Source organism: Nostoc sp., from assembly GCF_036917655.1.
Lineage (GTDB): Bacteria > Cyanobacteriota > Cyanobacteriia > Cyanobacteriales > Nostocaceae > Nostoc.
Genome location: NZ_JBALCY010000015.1, coordinates 1 through 14,858, shown reverse-complemented (window position 1 = coordinate 14,858; position 14,858 = coordinate 1). Strand labels below are relative to the sequence as shown.

Annotated in this window: 13 protein-coding genes; 6 read left to right on the top strand and 7 right to left on the bottom strand. The window is 40.2% G+C overall.

What is annotated here, in order from left to right; translation table 11 throughout:
- From V7K30_RS08920 to V7K30_RS08910, 3 genes are read right to left on the bottom strand one after another with little or no spacing between them, the layout of a single operon-like run.
- Nucleotides 1-2,172, bottom strand: a complete 2,172-nt coding sequence (locus V7K30_RS08920; protein WP_334998732.1) for a tetratricopeptide repeat protein — start codon at nucleotides 2,170-2,172, stop codon at nucleotides 1-3.
- Nucleotides 2,173-2,228: 56 nt separating this feature from the next.
- Nucleotides 2,229-3,011, bottom strand: coding sequence for a PP2C family serine/threonine-protein phosphatase (locus V7K30_RS08915; protein ID WP_334998731.1), 783 nt, complete (start codon nucleotides 3,009-3,011; stop codon nucleotides 2,229-2,231).
- 50 nt (nucleotides 3,012-3,061) lie between these two features.
- Complete coding sequence (locus tag V7K30_RS08910) at nucleotides 3,062-3,736, bottom strand: vWA domain-containing protein (protein WP_334998730.1); 675 nt, start codon at nucleotides 3,734-3,736, stop codon at nucleotides 3,062-3,064.
- Between the two features lie 748 nt (nucleotides 3,737-4,484).
- Between V7K30_RS08910 and V7K30_RS08905 the strand changes: the two genes are divergently transcribed.
- Entirely contained in the window at nucleotides 4,485-5,891 is a 1,407-nt protein-coding gene (locus V7K30_RS08905; protein ID WP_334998729.1) for a response regulator, read from the top strand.
- Nucleotides 5,892-5,938: 47 nt separating this feature from the next.
- Nucleotides 5,939-6,301: a response regulator transcription factor gene (locus V7K30_RS08900; RefSeq protein WP_334998728.1), complete on the top strand. Its 363-nt coding sequence runs from the start codon at nucleotides 5,939-5,941 to the stop codon at nucleotides 6,299-6,301.
- Between the two features lie 425 nt (nucleotides 6,302-6,726).
- Here the strand turns inward: V7K30_RS08900 and V7K30_RS08895 are convergent, their stop codons facing one another.
- From V7K30_RS08895 to V7K30_RS08885, 3 genes are all read right to left on the bottom strand, one after another.
- Complete coding sequence (locus tag V7K30_RS08895) at nucleotides 6,727-6,906, bottom strand: hypothetical protein (RefSeq protein ID WP_334998727.1); 180 nt, start codon at nucleotides 6,904-6,906, stop codon at nucleotides 6,727-6,729.
- A 218-nt stretch (nucleotides 6,907-7,124) separates the two neighbouring features.
- Entirely contained in the window at nucleotides 7,125-7,364 is a 240-nt protein-coding gene (locus V7K30_RS08890; RefSeq protein ID WP_334998726.1) for a type II toxin-antitoxin system Phd/YefM family antitoxin, read from the bottom strand.
- 140 nt (nucleotides 7,365-7,504) lie between these two features.
- Nucleotides 7,505-7,984: a hypothetical protein gene (locus tag V7K30_RS08885; protein WP_334998725.1), complete on the bottom strand. Its 480-nt coding sequence runs from the start codon at nucleotides 7,982-7,984 to the stop codon at nucleotides 7,505-7,507.
- Nucleotides 7,985-8,400: 416 nt separating this feature from the next.
- Here V7K30_RS08885 and V7K30_RS08880 point away from each other — a divergent pair, with 416 nt between their 5' ends.
- Nucleotides 8,401-8,670, top strand: a complete 270-nt coding sequence (locus V7K30_RS08880) for a hypothetical protein (RefSeq protein ID WP_334998724.1) — start codon at nucleotides 8,401-8,403, stop codon at nucleotides 8,668-8,670.
- Nucleotides 8,671-8,823: 153 nt separating this feature from the next.
- Complete coding sequence (gene pheT / locus V7K30_RS08875) at nucleotides 8,824-11,274, top strand: phenylalanine--tRNA ligase subunit beta (protein WP_334998723.1); 2,451 nt, start codon at nucleotides 8,824-8,826, stop codon at nucleotides 11,272-11,274.
- A 148-nt stretch (nucleotides 11,275-11,422) separates the two neighbouring features.
- Here the strand turns inward: pheT and V7K30_RS08870 are convergent, their stop codons facing one another.
- On the bottom strand, nucleotides 11,423-11,695 hold the full coding sequence (locus tag V7K30_RS08870; protein WP_334998722.1) for a hypothetical protein: 273 nt from the start codon (nucleotides 11,693-11,695) through the stop codon (nucleotides 11,423-11,425).
- Nucleotides 11,696-12,029: 334 nt separating this feature from the next.
- Here V7K30_RS08870 and V7K30_RS08865 point away from each other — a divergent pair, with 334 nt between their 5' ends.
- Nucleotides 12,030-13,598, top strand: coding sequence for a P-loop NTPase fold protein (locus V7K30_RS08865; protein WP_334998721.1), 1,569 nt, complete (start codon nucleotides 12,030-12,032; stop codon nucleotides 13,596-13,598).
- A 6-nt stretch (nucleotides 13,599-13,604) separates the two neighbouring features.
- Nucleotides 13,605-14,858 (top strand): WD40 repeat domain-containing protein (locus V7K30_RS08860; protein ID WP_334998720.1); only part of this gene is annotated, 1,254 nt, incomplete at its 3' end.

Here is a 14,858-nt window from a genome sequence, read left to right as displayed (position 1 = left end):
TTAGTTAGTTTTTTCCGGATTACTTGAGCCTCCTTGGAATAAAGGATCACATTTGTTTTCTACGACTACACACATGTTACTGAGTGCTTGCTGATAATTATCCATATCATCTTGCTCAAGAAATATTTTGGCAGATGCCTGTATATCTTCGACAGCTTTCGTCTGGTTTTTGTTAGATTCACTACCACCATATTGTGCCAGCTCATAGCGAACCATACCTCGTTTGAGATATGCTTTTGCTAGTTTGGGGCTAATAGTTAATGCTTGGTTAAAGTCAGCGATCGCTTGGTTATATTCTTGCTGATAATTGCTGCTATATTGAGCAATTTGATAATAGACAACACCCCGCTGAAAGTAAGCTTCTGCTTTGGATACATTAAGTTTTATCGCTTGAGTAAAATCTGTGATCGCTCTTTTGTAAGCTTGTTGAGATTCACCGCTGTATTTAGCCATTTGGGCGCGGACAATCCCCCGTCTGATATAAGCTTCAATTTCATTATTATCCAGACCAATGGCCCGATTATAGTCGGTGATCGCTAGATTATATTCTGTATCAGGATCGTTGCTATATTCGGCGAGCATATAGCGGGCATTGCCCCGATTTACAAGAGCTTTGATTTGATTGGGCTTGATTTGGAGAGCTTGGCTATAATCTGCAACTGCTCCTTCGTAGTCTTTCAGGTTATAACGGGCATTGCCACGATTTACAATAGCTGTGGTATATGTAGGTTGTTGTTGAATTGCTTGGCTAAAGTTGACAATTGCTTTGTCATAGTCTCGGTCTTTGTAAGCACTATAACCTTGCTGATAGTAATCAGCGAAGCTAAGTTTGTTATTTGTCTGGCGAGACTGCAATGCTTGTTGGGTGTAAGCATTTTGAGAAACCAACGGCTGAGTAAATTTAATCATTACGTCCGCATATCCCAATAAACCAAAACCCAACAAGCAAAAAATAACTGGGTATAATTTTGACTTCTTAGAAGGTTTATAAGATGAACCGCTTGGGGTAATTACTGGCTGCCAATAATTCGCTAGGTGCGATGACATGGCTCGCTGTGGAAAATGCGGTGTCTGGGTGTAGTGCTTTTTCGGTTTGATTCGTGGTTGTAAATGTTCTCTAGCTTCTATAGCCCGATGTGATGGGAAGGGGTCGCGTCCGCCTAATCGCACGGTACGTTCACACCACGGACAGCTACGCATGTGGTTGTTGTAGCGATGCTGGGGATTTGTCGTGCAGGTAATCAGGGAATCTTCGGCTTCAGCTATTGCTGAGAGCCAAGTTTGGGCAGTGGGGCGCAGCAGTGGGTTGTTGTGACCCTCTTCAAAACAACGGACAAATAGTTCCTGTAAGCTGGGATGGAGAATTTCCCAAGGGGGTGCAATAGGTGTAGGCAGGTAGGGTACGTGCCGCTTTTGGCTGTAAGTGAAATGACCCGCTGCAATGCGGGCTTCGTAGGGTGGTGGCTCAATAGCGCCTTGAAAAATCCCCGAAAATGGGTGGGTGCCTTCCATTAAGAGTTGAAATACCAGCACCGCTAACCCAAATAAATCGTGAGAGATTTCGCGATCGTGCTGGGCAAAAGTTTTATTCTGTAGTTCTGGTGGGGTAAACTCTGGTTTACCTACTGGGCAGCGATAAACAACATTGTTGTTGGGGTCGAGTACTTGGAAAGAGTCTGTGTCTATTAAAGTCACCAGTGCTGTGTCACTGACGAGGATATTTGACTCGTTCACATCACCAATACAATATCCACTAGCGTGCAAAGCTGCAAAAGCTGCCGCCAGGTTACGAGCCGTGCGGAGCAGGTACTGATAGTTGAATAGCGGGCAGTGTTGGCGACGGGTTCTGGGGTTGTAAAAGTCGATAATTGGCCGCATTCCCTGAATCCGTGGCATCAAAAAGCCAAGGATGCTATTTTTGCCATCTGCCGCCCGTAATAAATCCTCTGGCCAAGCGATAGAGATATGCCCCAAACTCGCCGTAGGGTTTTCTGGCGGGTTGGCAAGCATCGCCTGGAGTTTATCAGCATGGGCAGTCGTTGGCTTGTGGTAAATCTTCGCCACCAAGTTGTTATCGGATGGCACTGCATAAACACAAGCTTCACCGCCACGCCCCAAACTGACATTGAGGCTGAGGATTTCTTTTCTAGGGGAACAACGTAGTACCTGCATAATGAAATTACCGCTAACGGGAGTTATTTAAGATGTGAAACCTGTAGATTTATTGCTCATGAGTCGTTGAAGGCAGCGATAATGAGTGTCAAATCATCATCAGTGCGTTGCGTAATTCGCTCTGAGCGTAAAAATTTTACCAACTGTTCCTTTGCTTCTGTCTTATCCTCTGTATTGGCTACGAATTCAAACAGTGGAAAAAAGAAGGGTTTGTGAGGTTCGCCAACAACCATATTCAAAGCCAGCATTTGTAGTCCGTCGGTGATGATACCAACATTTACTATTTCTGTGCGCCATAATCTCATCTGCGCTGTATCTAAGGCATTAGGCGAAGTTAAAAAAGTGGTTTCGTTAATGTATTCGCCGCTATCAGGCATAGTCAGTGCCAGGAGGTTGCCCATGCCATCTTTTGCCACTGCCAAACCATCACCTATCTGTGTCACAGCTACAACTTCTGGTGTGGCAACCATCATAATTAAGGTAGTTGCTAAATCTTGAGGTTGTTTGTCACAAGTAGCCGCCTCATCCTCCACAGCTTTTTTAGCAGCTAGCATGGCATCATTTAAGAGCGATCGCACATAGGCATCATCAGTCAAAATTTTTCGGGTGAGTCCTTTGGTGGAAATGTATTCTATTGCTGTCTCCACAGCAACCATCGCTCCCACCTTTCCAAGACTAGCAGAACCCGCGCCATCTGCTGCGGCCGCCACTAAAACATTATCTGACAATATCTGCCAGTGATGGGCATCCTGACATAACTGCTTGTTTTTTAAGTGACTTGTACCACATACAGACGCAGCCACAATCCGCCATTGAGCAATCTGTTTTGATATGTTCATAGATTTTTTTCCAACAGCTAGCTGTGTAAACATCAAGCTGCGATCTTTAATTAAACAGTCCCCCAACCAATCGGCGGTAGTGCTACCTGTTCATCCACCTGCGAATGGGAAACAGCTGACATACTAGTTGACAGCCAGACAAACATCTCAATAAAATTTAATCCTTTGAGCTTCAGAGGGGTACGCACAGTTATTTGATTCAAACGGGTCATATTCGCATTTTCTACACCCACTGTAAAAAAGGCTACACGCTTGTTTGCTTCATCTCCCTGTAAGCGCTGGGCTGCTTGCTCTACCACATGCTCTAACTCGCCTTGTGGTTCTCCATCGGTAATCATGAATACCCAAGGACGATAGTAAGCAATACCATTGGTACGATACTGAGATTTCCGCTCTTGAATTATGTCTAAAGCTTTATGAATTCCTGCACCCATTGTAGTCAAGCCCTGTGCTGTCAAAATAGGCGGATTGAATTGATCGGCAGTCACAAAGTCTTGTACTACATTGATATTACTATCAAAAGTTACGATCGCCACTTCCACCCGTCTTGCGGCTAAGGAATTTTTTACTAATTCATCCTTTAAACTTAGTAAACCCTGATTTAAAGCCTCAATCGGATCTCCTTGCATCGAGCCAGATGTGTCTAGCAAGAGCACACAAGGACAACGGGGTTCTGGGTTCTCAGCAAATTCTACTACTTCATCAAGTCTTAATGTATCATGCATAACTTTTTGTGTTATGTTAAAATTCAAAGCTTTATTTCCCTTTTCTCAGAGTATATAATTCCAGTTGCCGAGACGACTATAGAATATAGTATCTAGTGGTAGATGCTCTAATCTTTATTAAACAAATTATTTTCATGAAGTTCACTATATATTTTAAGAAGAACTTGAGTACAGCTTCGTTTAGCAAAAAAGAGTTTATCAAAACCCAGCATTACCTGTTGTAATGTATCTACCAAAAATTTATATCCCTTAAACCTACAGTACAATAAATACGTAAACTTTCCTAGATAACTTTTTAAAGATTTTATGTAGGAAAATCGTTCCTTTATAGAAAAGTGATTAACCATAATTAAGAGCGTTAGCTTTAGAAGTATACCAGTGTAACTGCGCGAACTTTGAATCAAATTTGCCTCTTTAAGTGACTGGGCATAAATAAACGTCATTATTAGGATATTCCAGCAAGAGTTGTCAGTAGTGAGTAAAATCCAGAAGTAACCAACATCTACTGATAGTCTAGCGATCATAAGTGTTTACCTTTATTCAAACCCACTTACTTGTTTTTTGAGATAAATTAAGTAGAGCGTGCTAAATGTAACAAATGAGTCATAAAACTTATAATTTATAATATACATATTTTAAAACAAATAATTTGTGCGTAGAGAAATATTACAAAGAAGAGAATACTTCATAGCTCATATTTTCAATCTACAAATGTTCGGTTGTTTATTCCGCAAAAAACTTGAAAAATATGAATAATTCAGGTGCCTTCACCAAACTACGTCCTCTAAGTTTGTTAAGACAGTTATCCAATTGCTCCGACAGTACTTGTTTACAAGCATTGAGTAACTCAGTTTCTTGGTCGATTTACTTAGAACAGGGCAAAATAACTTACGCTACCCATTCAGTGGAACCGTTTGATCGACTAGAACGTCATTTGCGTCGCCTCAGCTACCAAATTCCACTTCTTACCAATGAGGTTCGTGTTCAAGTACGTCTGATGTTTGAACCTGACTCACACAGTCAGTTAATCGAAGATGACAGCAATTCGAGAAGCCATCCTCCTGAGTATCAGGCGATATCCTGGCTTGTTAGTCAACAACATCTACATTCTACACAAGCAGCAGTGCTGGTTCAAGAATTAGTTAAAGAGGTGATTGAATCATTTTTGCTCATCAAAGAAGGTACTTATGAATTAGCAGAACCACTTAATAGAATGCCAAAAATTTGTAGGCTAGATGTAGAAAAAATTCTCGAACGTTGCCAAGTAAGATTACAGAATTGGCAGACTTTTGTTCCCCAAATTTCTTCTCCATATCAACGTCCATATCTATTGATCAACAGCAAACTTGAGGAAAAGGATTTACCAAATCTCCAGCCAGATTTAACTAATTGGATGAAGGGTTTCAGCCTGTGTCATCTGGCGGTAATTTTGAATCTAGATGAAATCCAACTGGCTCGGATTTTATCCCCTTACATACTTAAGGGGGCGATTATCTTGCATGAACCTGATCCACCATTTGATAAATTACCAAAGATATTTGAAGATCGATGTCTACGATGGGCTACGCCTACGCTTTTCTCAAAATTAATTACAGAGTTAGTTGATACCAAAGAAAAACTAAGTAGTAACGTCAACTCTTACCCAGATATTTATGAAGAGAATATAGCTCCTGTTGAACGATTACCACAGATTTTTGCTCCTCCCAAAGAAAACTTTCAGGAACCAACAATATCAAATAACATAAATCCTGCTTCCCAAAGAGTAACGGCTGCTACTGTAACGGTACAAAAAGTCCACAAAATCGTTTCTGTAGATGATAGCCCCACAATTCTCAAAGAAATTAGCCATTTCTTAGAAAATGAAAATTTTTCTGTAGTGACTATAAACGATCCAGTAAAAGCCGTTTTGTCAATTATAAGGCACAAACCGGACTTAATTTTGTTGGATTTAAACATGCTAGGAATAGATGGTTATGAGTTGTGCCGAATTATACGAAATAATTCAATATTTCAAAAGACTCCCATCATCTTTGTCACTGGTAGTAAAGGAATTGTAGACAAAGTAAAAGCGAAATTGGTAGGGGCATCTGGATATCTAACTAAACCGTTTACTCGCGCCGAATTACTGAAAACAGTCTTCATGCATTTGACTTAAATTAACCATCAAATATAACGATCTTGAGCTAGTGAGGATAAATCAATATGGCTACAGTTTTAGTTGTTGAAGATGCTCCTTCTCAGTTGGAGTTGATAAATAGCTTTTTAAGAGACAGTGGATACACGGTAATTAAAGCTTATGATGCCAAAGATGGGATGAGTAAGGCAATAACTCATCGTCTGGATGCGATTATTACTGATGTGGTAATGCCAGAAATTAGCGGTTTTGAATTCTGTCGTCAACTTAAAAAAAATCCAGTTACTCAAAAAGTACCAATTATTATTTGTAGTTCTAAAAATCAGCCAATTGATAGGATTTGGGGAATGCGACAAGGTGCAAATGTCTATTTAACTAAGCCTTTTACTAAACAACAATTACTACATGCGCTCAAATCTCTTGTAGAGTGAGGGAGATAATTCGTAATTAGAAGAATTTGCACATGGCTATTAATCTAGCTGTAGGGTGTGTTATCGCGTCAGCATAACGCACCATTTCAGAATTTTCGGTGCGTTACGGAAGCCGTAACACACTCTACTAAATAAGTTATGAATTTTTTTAAATAACCGCTCCAATAAGTCTTTTTTCTGCACATGACTTTGTGCGATAATCTGCACATGGCTACTAATGTAGAAATTGACGAAAACTTAATTAAGGAGAGCTACTCGAACTTGGTGGTCATCCAACTAAGGATGCCGTTGTTGAAGAGGCATTACGAGAGTATGTGCAACGTCGAAAACAACTGAAAATTTTGGAGCTATTTGGTACGATTGAATACGAAGATGATTATGACTACAAGCAACAGCGCCGCAGTCGATGAAAGTCATTATATTTATTATCTGATTCCGAAATCACCAGAAAATAATGGCACATCATAAAGTTTAAATATCTGGCCTATAGAAATCAGCGTTAAACCTTCTACTAAAGCTTGAGAAATTAGCATTCGGTCAAACGGATCTTTATCATGTAGAGGTAAAGTATTTAAATTTAGAACATGGGCAGGGATAACTGACAAAAAAGAGATCCCATTTTTATTTTGGCTGTCGTAGATGTCTTCTAAGGATTGACTAAGCCTGAGCTTCCCTAGCTGACTCTTAATTTATATTTCCCACAAACTAACAACACTGACATATAGTTTTGTGTCCGTTGGTTGTAGCAAACTTAAAATATTTGGTGATAACTTCTCAGGTTCACTGTCCCACCAAATAAAAATATGAGTATCTAATAAAACCTTCATAAACCCCAAAAAGAATCTGGTAAAAAATCATCAAAATCATCACTCATTACCATAGAGCCACGATTTAAACCCGCTTTGGGAACTACAGGCTGTTCTTGGGGTTGAGACAAAGGCAAAACCCTTGCCCAAGGGACACCCTGCCGAGTTAGCGTCACTTCAACATGATTTTGGATATCTAACAATAAATCAGCTAAATTATCCGATAAGTCAGCAATATCGAAAGTTTTTGATGACATTTTTTTTATGCCCTACTCATTACCAGCATTATATAGGAGTCCTAAATCAATTGCTCAGAGCAAAAAGCTGGGCTTGTTGATAACAGAGAAAAAACAAGCCCAGGTTATATCGTTATCCTGTATATAGCTCTACGGCATTTCTAAGGATATACAAAAAGGATAATTCTTACAGGACGAAACCGAAAGTCAGGTGAATTCATAAATCCCTCTACATTTGTAGTATTCCACCAAAACCGATTGTCAACGGAATTACTGAATTCTAGAGTGTGCCAATTTCCATTAATATGTTGTACGGCTACTACCATTCCAAAAATTGTGGATGTACTAGGCAAACCATGTGCTACAGAAAAGAAACCATTCTGGTCTGTTGTAGTGGTTAAATAGAAACTTCTGGGAGTTATAGGGAATGCCTGAGCAATCAGGTAGTTATCTTTTGCATATAACTCTAGCGTTTTTTCTGGTTGAAAGTATTTTAAATCATGATTAAAATCATCTCTTCCAGTAACAGTTGCTATTTGATTGAATTGTTGAGATGAGTTGTTTGAAAGCTCAACAGCTTGAGCAGAATTAATTTTAAAAGTCGTCAGAGTTACAGCAGTACCCGCCAAAATGGTAGACACACATAATTTCTTCAGATTGATCATGATAGATTAAACCCCTCTAAAAATTGTTATTAACTGCAAACATAAATGCTTCAAACTAAAAATTAGGTGATGCTGTTTGCTAGTTACTATATAATTAAACAAAGTATTTAATTAGTCAAGTATTGAGGACTACTAATTTTGGGTGGATAAGGGCGAAGCTGTCACTTAGGCAAAGTAAGTCTGAAAGTATTGGTATACAAGGTTTTTAGCTATCGATTCTCTGTAAAATTGTGTCTGTAGTGAATAAAGGGTTTTGCTCATAATGCGAGTCTTTTTATTAACTCAGCCTCCAACTGTTCACCCGTGCTAACCACAATCCTATTTGGCTTGGCTCTAATAATTCTTAGTACAACTTTGCATAAGTTCATAGCGAATCATTTATAGCTTTTGGATTGGCATTTATAGCTTTTGGATGGGCATTTATAACTTTTGGATTGGCATTTATAGCTTTTGGATTGGCATTTATAGCTTTTGGATTGGCATTTATAACTTTTGGATTGGCATTTATAGCTTTTGGATTGGCATTTATAACTTTTGGATTGGCATTTATAGCTTTTGGGTTGGCATTTATAGCTTTTGGATTGGCATTTATAGCTTTTGGGTTGGCATTTATAGCTTTAGGATTAGCACTACTATTCTTTACGATCGCATCTCCTACCTAATTAGCTCATTTTTTTGGAGTATATTGTTCTGCCAGTCTAACGTAGTAGGATTGTTCAAGTGAAAGGGTACGCCTTGCGGGACGAGTAGCCATCGATCGCTAGTAGGCACCCTAAAATGAGAGCAAAAGACGATTCCTAAAACAAGCAGATTCCATGCGTATTTCTCTAAATTGGCTGCGCGAACTAGTAGAGATAAAACTTAGTCCAGAAGAATTAGCCGAAACCCTGACAATGGCGGGGTTTGAGGTAGAAGATATTGAAGACCGCCGCACTTGGGCAAATGGCGTTGTTATCGGGAAAGTGCTAGAGCGTCAACCCCATCCCAACGCCGATAAATTGAGTGTTTGCCAAGTGGATATCGGTGCAGATGAGATTTTAAATATTGTCTGTGGCGCTGCCAATGTGAAGGCAGATATCTATGTGCCCGTAGCAACTACGGGTACTTACTTACCTAACATCGATTTAAAAATTAAACCTGCAAAACTGCGTGGTATTGCATCTCAGGGCATGATTTGTTCTTTAAAGGAACTCGGTTTGCCCACTGATATAGACGGAATTCATATTTTTACCCAGGAAAATTTACCATTGGGTAGTGATGTCCGTCCGTTGTTGGGTCTAGATGATGTGATTTTAGACCTCACCGCAACTGCTAATCGCGCTGATGCTCTGAGTATGGTAGGCGTAGCCAGGGAAGTAGCAGCTTTAACTGGTGGAAAGTTGAACATTCCTGAACCTGGTGAAGTCTCTATTAACAAAAGTACAGGAAACTTAGCTTTAAAAATTGCCGATACCCAAGCTTGTCCTGCATACATTGGTACGGTAATTGAACAGGTCAAAATTGCTCCATCTCCCGAATGGTTGCAACAGCGTTTGCGGGCGGCTGGGGTACGTCCCATAAGTAATGTAGTGGATATTACTAACTACGTTTTGTTGGAATGGGGACAACCACTGCACGCTTTTGACCGCGATCGCCTAAAATCTGTTGCAGGTGGTGAAAATTTAACAATTGGCGTCCGCTTCGCCAATGCTGGAGAATCCCTCAAAACCCTGGATGGACAAACTCGCACCCTAGCATCCCAAAATTTGTTAATTACTGCTAACGAAAAACCCGTTGCACTGGCGGGAGTCATGGGTGGAGAAGAAACGGAAGTCCATGAAGGGACTCAAAGTTTAGTTTTAGAAGCAGCTTTATTTGATTCCGTGGCAATTCGCCGTTCTTCCCGGAGTGCTGGGTTAAGAAGTGAGGCTTCTGGCAGATACGAACGGGGAGTTAACCGGGCTGAGTTGGAAGTAGCTAATCGCCGCGCCTTATCCTTAATTAGCGAATTTGCTAGTGGAATTCTTGTCCAGCAGGAAATTGCCGACACCCGCCCCGAACCGTCTACTTGGAGTCGTTCGATCGCATTGCGTTTAGACCGAGTTAATCAGATATTGGGGCCAATCGAATTGGGAGAGGACACAGGAGAACTCCAAGAACAAGATGTTGAGCGCATCCTGACTGCTTTGGGATGTCAATTGACTTCTTCAGGAGAAGATACGAACCATCAACCTACATGGTCAGTTTCTGTTCCACCCTATCGTTACCGCGACTTAGAGCGGGAAATTGATTTAATTGAAGAAATTGCCCGTCTCTATGGCTACAATAAATTCTGTGATACGTTACCAGAAAAAGCGGAAGCTGGTTATCTGCCTTTAGATGAGGAACTGATTCGCAAGTTACGAGCTTTCTTGCGGGCTGAAGGGTTGACAGAATTAATCCACTATTCTTTAGTCAAACCAGGAGAAGACAGAAATATAGTCCTGTCAAACCCCTTATTTGTCGAATATTCAGCGCTGCGAACCGATTTGCTATCTGGGTTGATTGATGCCTTTCAATACAATTTAGAGCAGGGTAATGGTGCCCTTAACGGCTTTGAAATCGGGCAAATTTTCTGGCGAGAAGAAGACGGTTTGCAAGAAACAGAAGCCCTAGCTGGGATTGTGGGAGGCGATCGCACCCTTGGCAAATGGGCAAAAAGTGGACGCGAACAACCGATCACCTGGTTTGAAGCCAAAGGCATTTTAGAAAGTGTATTTCGGCAACTTGCCTTGGAGGTAGAATTTCAACCCGATCGCCGCGACGATCGCTTACATCCAGGGCGCACCGCTTCTCTGTGGATTCGGGGTAACAGGCTGGGTATTTTTGGGCAACTCCATCCCCAATTGCGACGAGAAAAAGGCTTACCAGATTCCGTTTATGTTTTCCAGTTGGATCTAGATGTGCTTTTAGATTCTCTAGGACAAGATGAAATTCTCGTTCCAACATTCGGTTCCTATTCTACTTATCCAGCTAGCGATCGCGACATCGCCTTTTTCGCACCCGTGAAAATCTCAGTTTCCGAAATTCAAAAATTAATTACCAAAGCGGGCAAAGATTTGCTCGAATCAGTGGAATTATTTGATGAATATCGTGGGGAAAATGTCCCCGAAGGACAGCGAAGTTTAGCATTTCGTTTAGTTTATCGGGCTAGCGATCGCACTTTGACTGAGGCTGAAGTTGAACCAGTACACAATAAAGTCCGCGAAGCTTTGGTGGAAAAATTCGGCGTGAACTTGAGAAGTTAGGAGTAATTACCCCCCTTAATCCCCCCTTGTAAAGGGGGGAAACCGGAAATCAATCTAGTTCCCTCCCCTTTACAAGGGGAGGGTTAGGGTGGGGTAAAACCCTGGTTAATCAGCTATTTCAGACTTGTTGACACGCCAGTAGGGTGCGTTATGGATAAGCCAAATCAACAAATGCGATCGCCGAAATAACAAATGAGTTCGCCAAATCAACAAATGCGATCGCCGAAATAACAAATGCGATCGCCGAAATAACAAATGAGTTCGCCGAAATAACAAATGAGTTCGCCGAAATAGCAAATGCGATCGCCGAAATAACAAATGAGTTCGCCGAAATAGCAAATGCGATCGCCGAAATAGCAAATGAGTTCGCCGAAATAACAAATGCGTTCGCCGAAATAGCAAATGCGTAGGCGTAGCCCATCGGTGATAGGCTAAGATAAAGTGCCTTTTGTCAATCAGTTAAAATACTTAAAATAGTCTTAATAATAATGATAATCGTCTATGGGTAGACGGAGAGGAGGCGATCGCAATAATACTAATCCCAGTTGCTTGAATAAAGTAGTATTACATCTATACTACTAATCAACAGTATGTATAGCGGTTCCCATTCAGATGCGGTACAACATTATATAGCGGGGTGTAGGGGCACGGCAGTGCCGTGCCCCTACGAGTGTACCTCACGTAAACGAGAAGTGCTATACTGTATAATTTGCTCTGACGCTACTCATAAAAAAATAAATCTTCGGTAATTAACGATGATAGAATTTGCCGCCATTACTTCTGTTATTAGTAAATATGCTCCTCAAGCTGGGCAACTAATCATTAAACAAGCTCAAAAAAACGAAGCTGTCATCAAAGTTTTACAGGAATTAAAACTCAATCCTATCCAAATTCCTGATGATGTTGATACTGTTTATGTTTACGCTCTGGTAAGGTATGGTGTATTTAAACCTGAAGCAATTTTAAACCTGTTTAAAGAGAAAGTAATTAAAGATTATTTTTGGGATGCTTATAGTAATAATACTCCGTCTAAGTTCGTAGAAAATACAAAAAGATTTCTTAATCAAAATAGCGAACTAAAAACGCAGATCATCAATGCCAAAATCAATTTGTTGGGTGAATTAGAAGAATTTGGTGAAGTGTTTATTACAATCGCTAAACAAACGAAAGCCTCACGATATCAGCCTTATCCAGATTGGAATTTAGATGTTTATCCCAAAGAGTTTAAAGCCTTAATTTTTGAAAAAACTCGCTTATTTTGCGGTCGTGATTTTGTTTTCAAGGCTATTCAAAAATTCTTCACAACTCAACCCAAGGGCTATTTTACTGTGATTGGAGATGCAGGGATGGGGAAAAGTGCGATCGCAGCTAAATACGTTTTGGGTACCAAATACCCTTGTTATTTTAATGTTTTTGCAGAAGGACGCAACAAACCAGAAAAGTTTTTAGCTAGTATTCGTCAACAATTAATTAAGCGTTATTCCCTCCAAAATGCAGACAACGCTGATTTAAGAACTTTACTGCAAAAAGCCAGTGAAGAACTAAAAGGACAAAAACTTATCATTGTTGTTGATGCACTAGATGAAGTAGAACAAGAAGGAAATAGTAATCTTTTAGATTTACCACAAAATCTTCCCTATGGAGTCTATTTTTTATTGACTAGACGACCTTATAATCAAGAAACAAAACGTTTAACTTTGTCTCCAGATACTCCTGTAGATGAATTAAATTTAACAAAGAGTGATTATAGAGCCTTGAGTCAGGAAGATGTTAAAGAGTATCTTCATTTATTTTTGAATAATGATCAAAAACTAAGAAACTGGATTAATGAGCGCAGCAATATTTCTGAGGAGAATTTTATTCAGGAAATAGCTGTCAAGAGTGAAAATAATTTTATATATTTGCGATATGTATTACCCGGAATCTCTGAAGGTAAATACAATGATTTAGATTTAAAGGGATTACCAGAAGGTCTTCAGGACTATTATACGACTCATTGGAATCGGATGGGAATGGATAAAGAATCCAATGAAAAGAAGGTAAAAACACTGTATGTTTTAGTAGAAAGAGGTGAGCCAATATCTCTAAACATGATTGCAGAAATTCTTGATGAGGATGAATATGAGGTAAAATCGGTGTTAAATGATTGGGTTGAGTATGTAACACCGAAAGTAAATCAAGATGAACAAAAAACTTACTATAGTATTTATCATCGTAGTTTTCTTGATTTTCTCAAAGGGCAAGACAAACTAGGTGAAGGTCGAGTGTTATTTAAAGAAGTTAATAAAAAGATTTATGCTTATTTAAAAAAGAAGATTGGATAAATTAAAATGGGACAAATTGCTACTAGATTCGCATTTCTTGAGCTTGACGATAAACTTTTTTATCTTGACAAATTTCCCAAAAGTACCTTGAAGGTAGCTGAAGTAGAGGAGTATTATCAAACTCTCACGAATTTTGATTTTATTTCTCTGAAAATCCAACATCCTCGATTTGGAGTAGAAGCCCTAATTAGGGATTATGCTTTGATTGATGACCCAGAGGTATTGGAGAATTTAGAACAAGATGAGAAACTAGACCCCGAACAAATCAAAATCCTGAAATTAATTCAAGATGCGCTACGGTTATCAGCCCATGTTTTGAATCAAGACCAAAGCCAATTAGTAGGACAATTATGGGGAAGGTTGCAGAGTTTTTTCCAACCAGAAATTCAGCAAATTTTGAAAGATGCAGTAGAAACTAAAAGTGAAATTCCTCGATTTCGCCCCATTACAGCCAGCTTAACTACTCCAGGGGGAAACCTAATACGCACCCTGACAGGTCATAACTCCTTTGTAAATGCAGTAGCGATCGCCCCAGATGGAAAAACAGCCGTTTCTGCTTCATCTGACAACACCCTGAAACAGTGGGATCTAGAGACAGGAAAGGAAATCTCTACCTTGACTGGTCATAACTCCTTTGTAATTGCAGTAGCGATCGCCCCAGATGGAAAAACAGCCGTTTCTGCTTCTTGGGACAACACCCTGAAACAGTGGGATCTAGAGACAGGAAAGGAAATCTCTACCCTGACTGGTCATAACTCCAGCGTAAATGCAGTAGCGATCGCCCCAGATGGAAAAACAGCCGTTTCTGCTTCTTATGACAAGACCCTGAAACAGTGGGATCTAGAGACAGGAAAGGAAATCTCTACCCTGACTGGTCATAACTCCTTTGTAATTGCAGTAGCGATCGCCCCAGATGGAAAAACAGCCGTTTCTGGTTCTGATGACAACACCCTGAAACAGTGGGATCTAGAGACAGGAAAGGAAATCTCTACCCTGACAGGTCATAACTCCAGGGTAAATGCAGTAGCGATCGCCCCAGATGGAAAAACAGCCGTTTCTGCTTCTTGGGACAACACCCTGAAACAGTGGGATCTAGAGACAGGAAAGGAAATCTCTACCCTGACTGGTCATAACGACATTGTAAATGCAGTAGCGATCGCCCCAGATGGAAAAACAGCCGTTTCTGCTTCTTGGGACAACACCCTGAAACAGTGGGATCTAGAGACAGGAAAGGAAATCTCTACCCTGACTGGTCATAAC

Excerpts from the sequence above, each read along its gene's own strand:
- V7K30_RS08890 (WP_334998726.1), bottom strand. The coding sequence starts at position 7,364 with ATGTCATCAAAAACTTTCGATATTGCTGACTTATCGGATAATTTAGCT.
- V7K30_RS08900 (WP_334998728.1), top strand. The coding sequence starts at position 5,939 with ATGGCTACAGTTTTAGTTGTTGAAGATGCTCCTTCTCAGTTGGAGTTG.
- V7K30_RS08870 (WP_334998722.1), bottom strand. The coding sequence starts at position 11,695 with ATGGGCTACGCCTACGCATTTGCTATTTCGGCGAACGCATTTGTTATT.
- V7K30_RS08920 (WP_334998732.1), bottom strand. The coding sequence starts at position 2,172 with ATGCAGGTACTACGTTGTTCCCCTAGAAAAGAAATCCTCAGCCTCAAT.
- V7K30_RS08865 (WP_334998721.1), top strand. The coding sequence starts at position 12,030 with ATGATAGAATTTGCCGCCATTACTTCTGTTATTAGTAAATATGCTCCT.
- pheT (WP_334998723.1), top strand. The coding sequence starts at position 8,824 with ATGCGTATTTCTCTAAATTGGCTGCGCGAACTAGTAGAGATAAAACTT.
- V7K30_RS08905 (WP_334998729.1), top strand. The coding sequence starts at position 4,485 with ATGAATAATTCAGGTGCCTTCACCAAACTACGTCCTCTAAGTTTGTTA.
- V7K30_RS08910 (WP_334998730.1), bottom strand. The coding sequence starts at position 3,736 with ATGCATGATACATTAAGACTTGATGAAGTAGTAGAATTTGCTGAGAAC.
- V7K30_RS08915 (WP_334998731.1), bottom strand. The coding sequence starts at position 3,011 with ATGAACATATCAAAACAGATTGCTCAATGGCGGATTGTGGCTGCGTCT.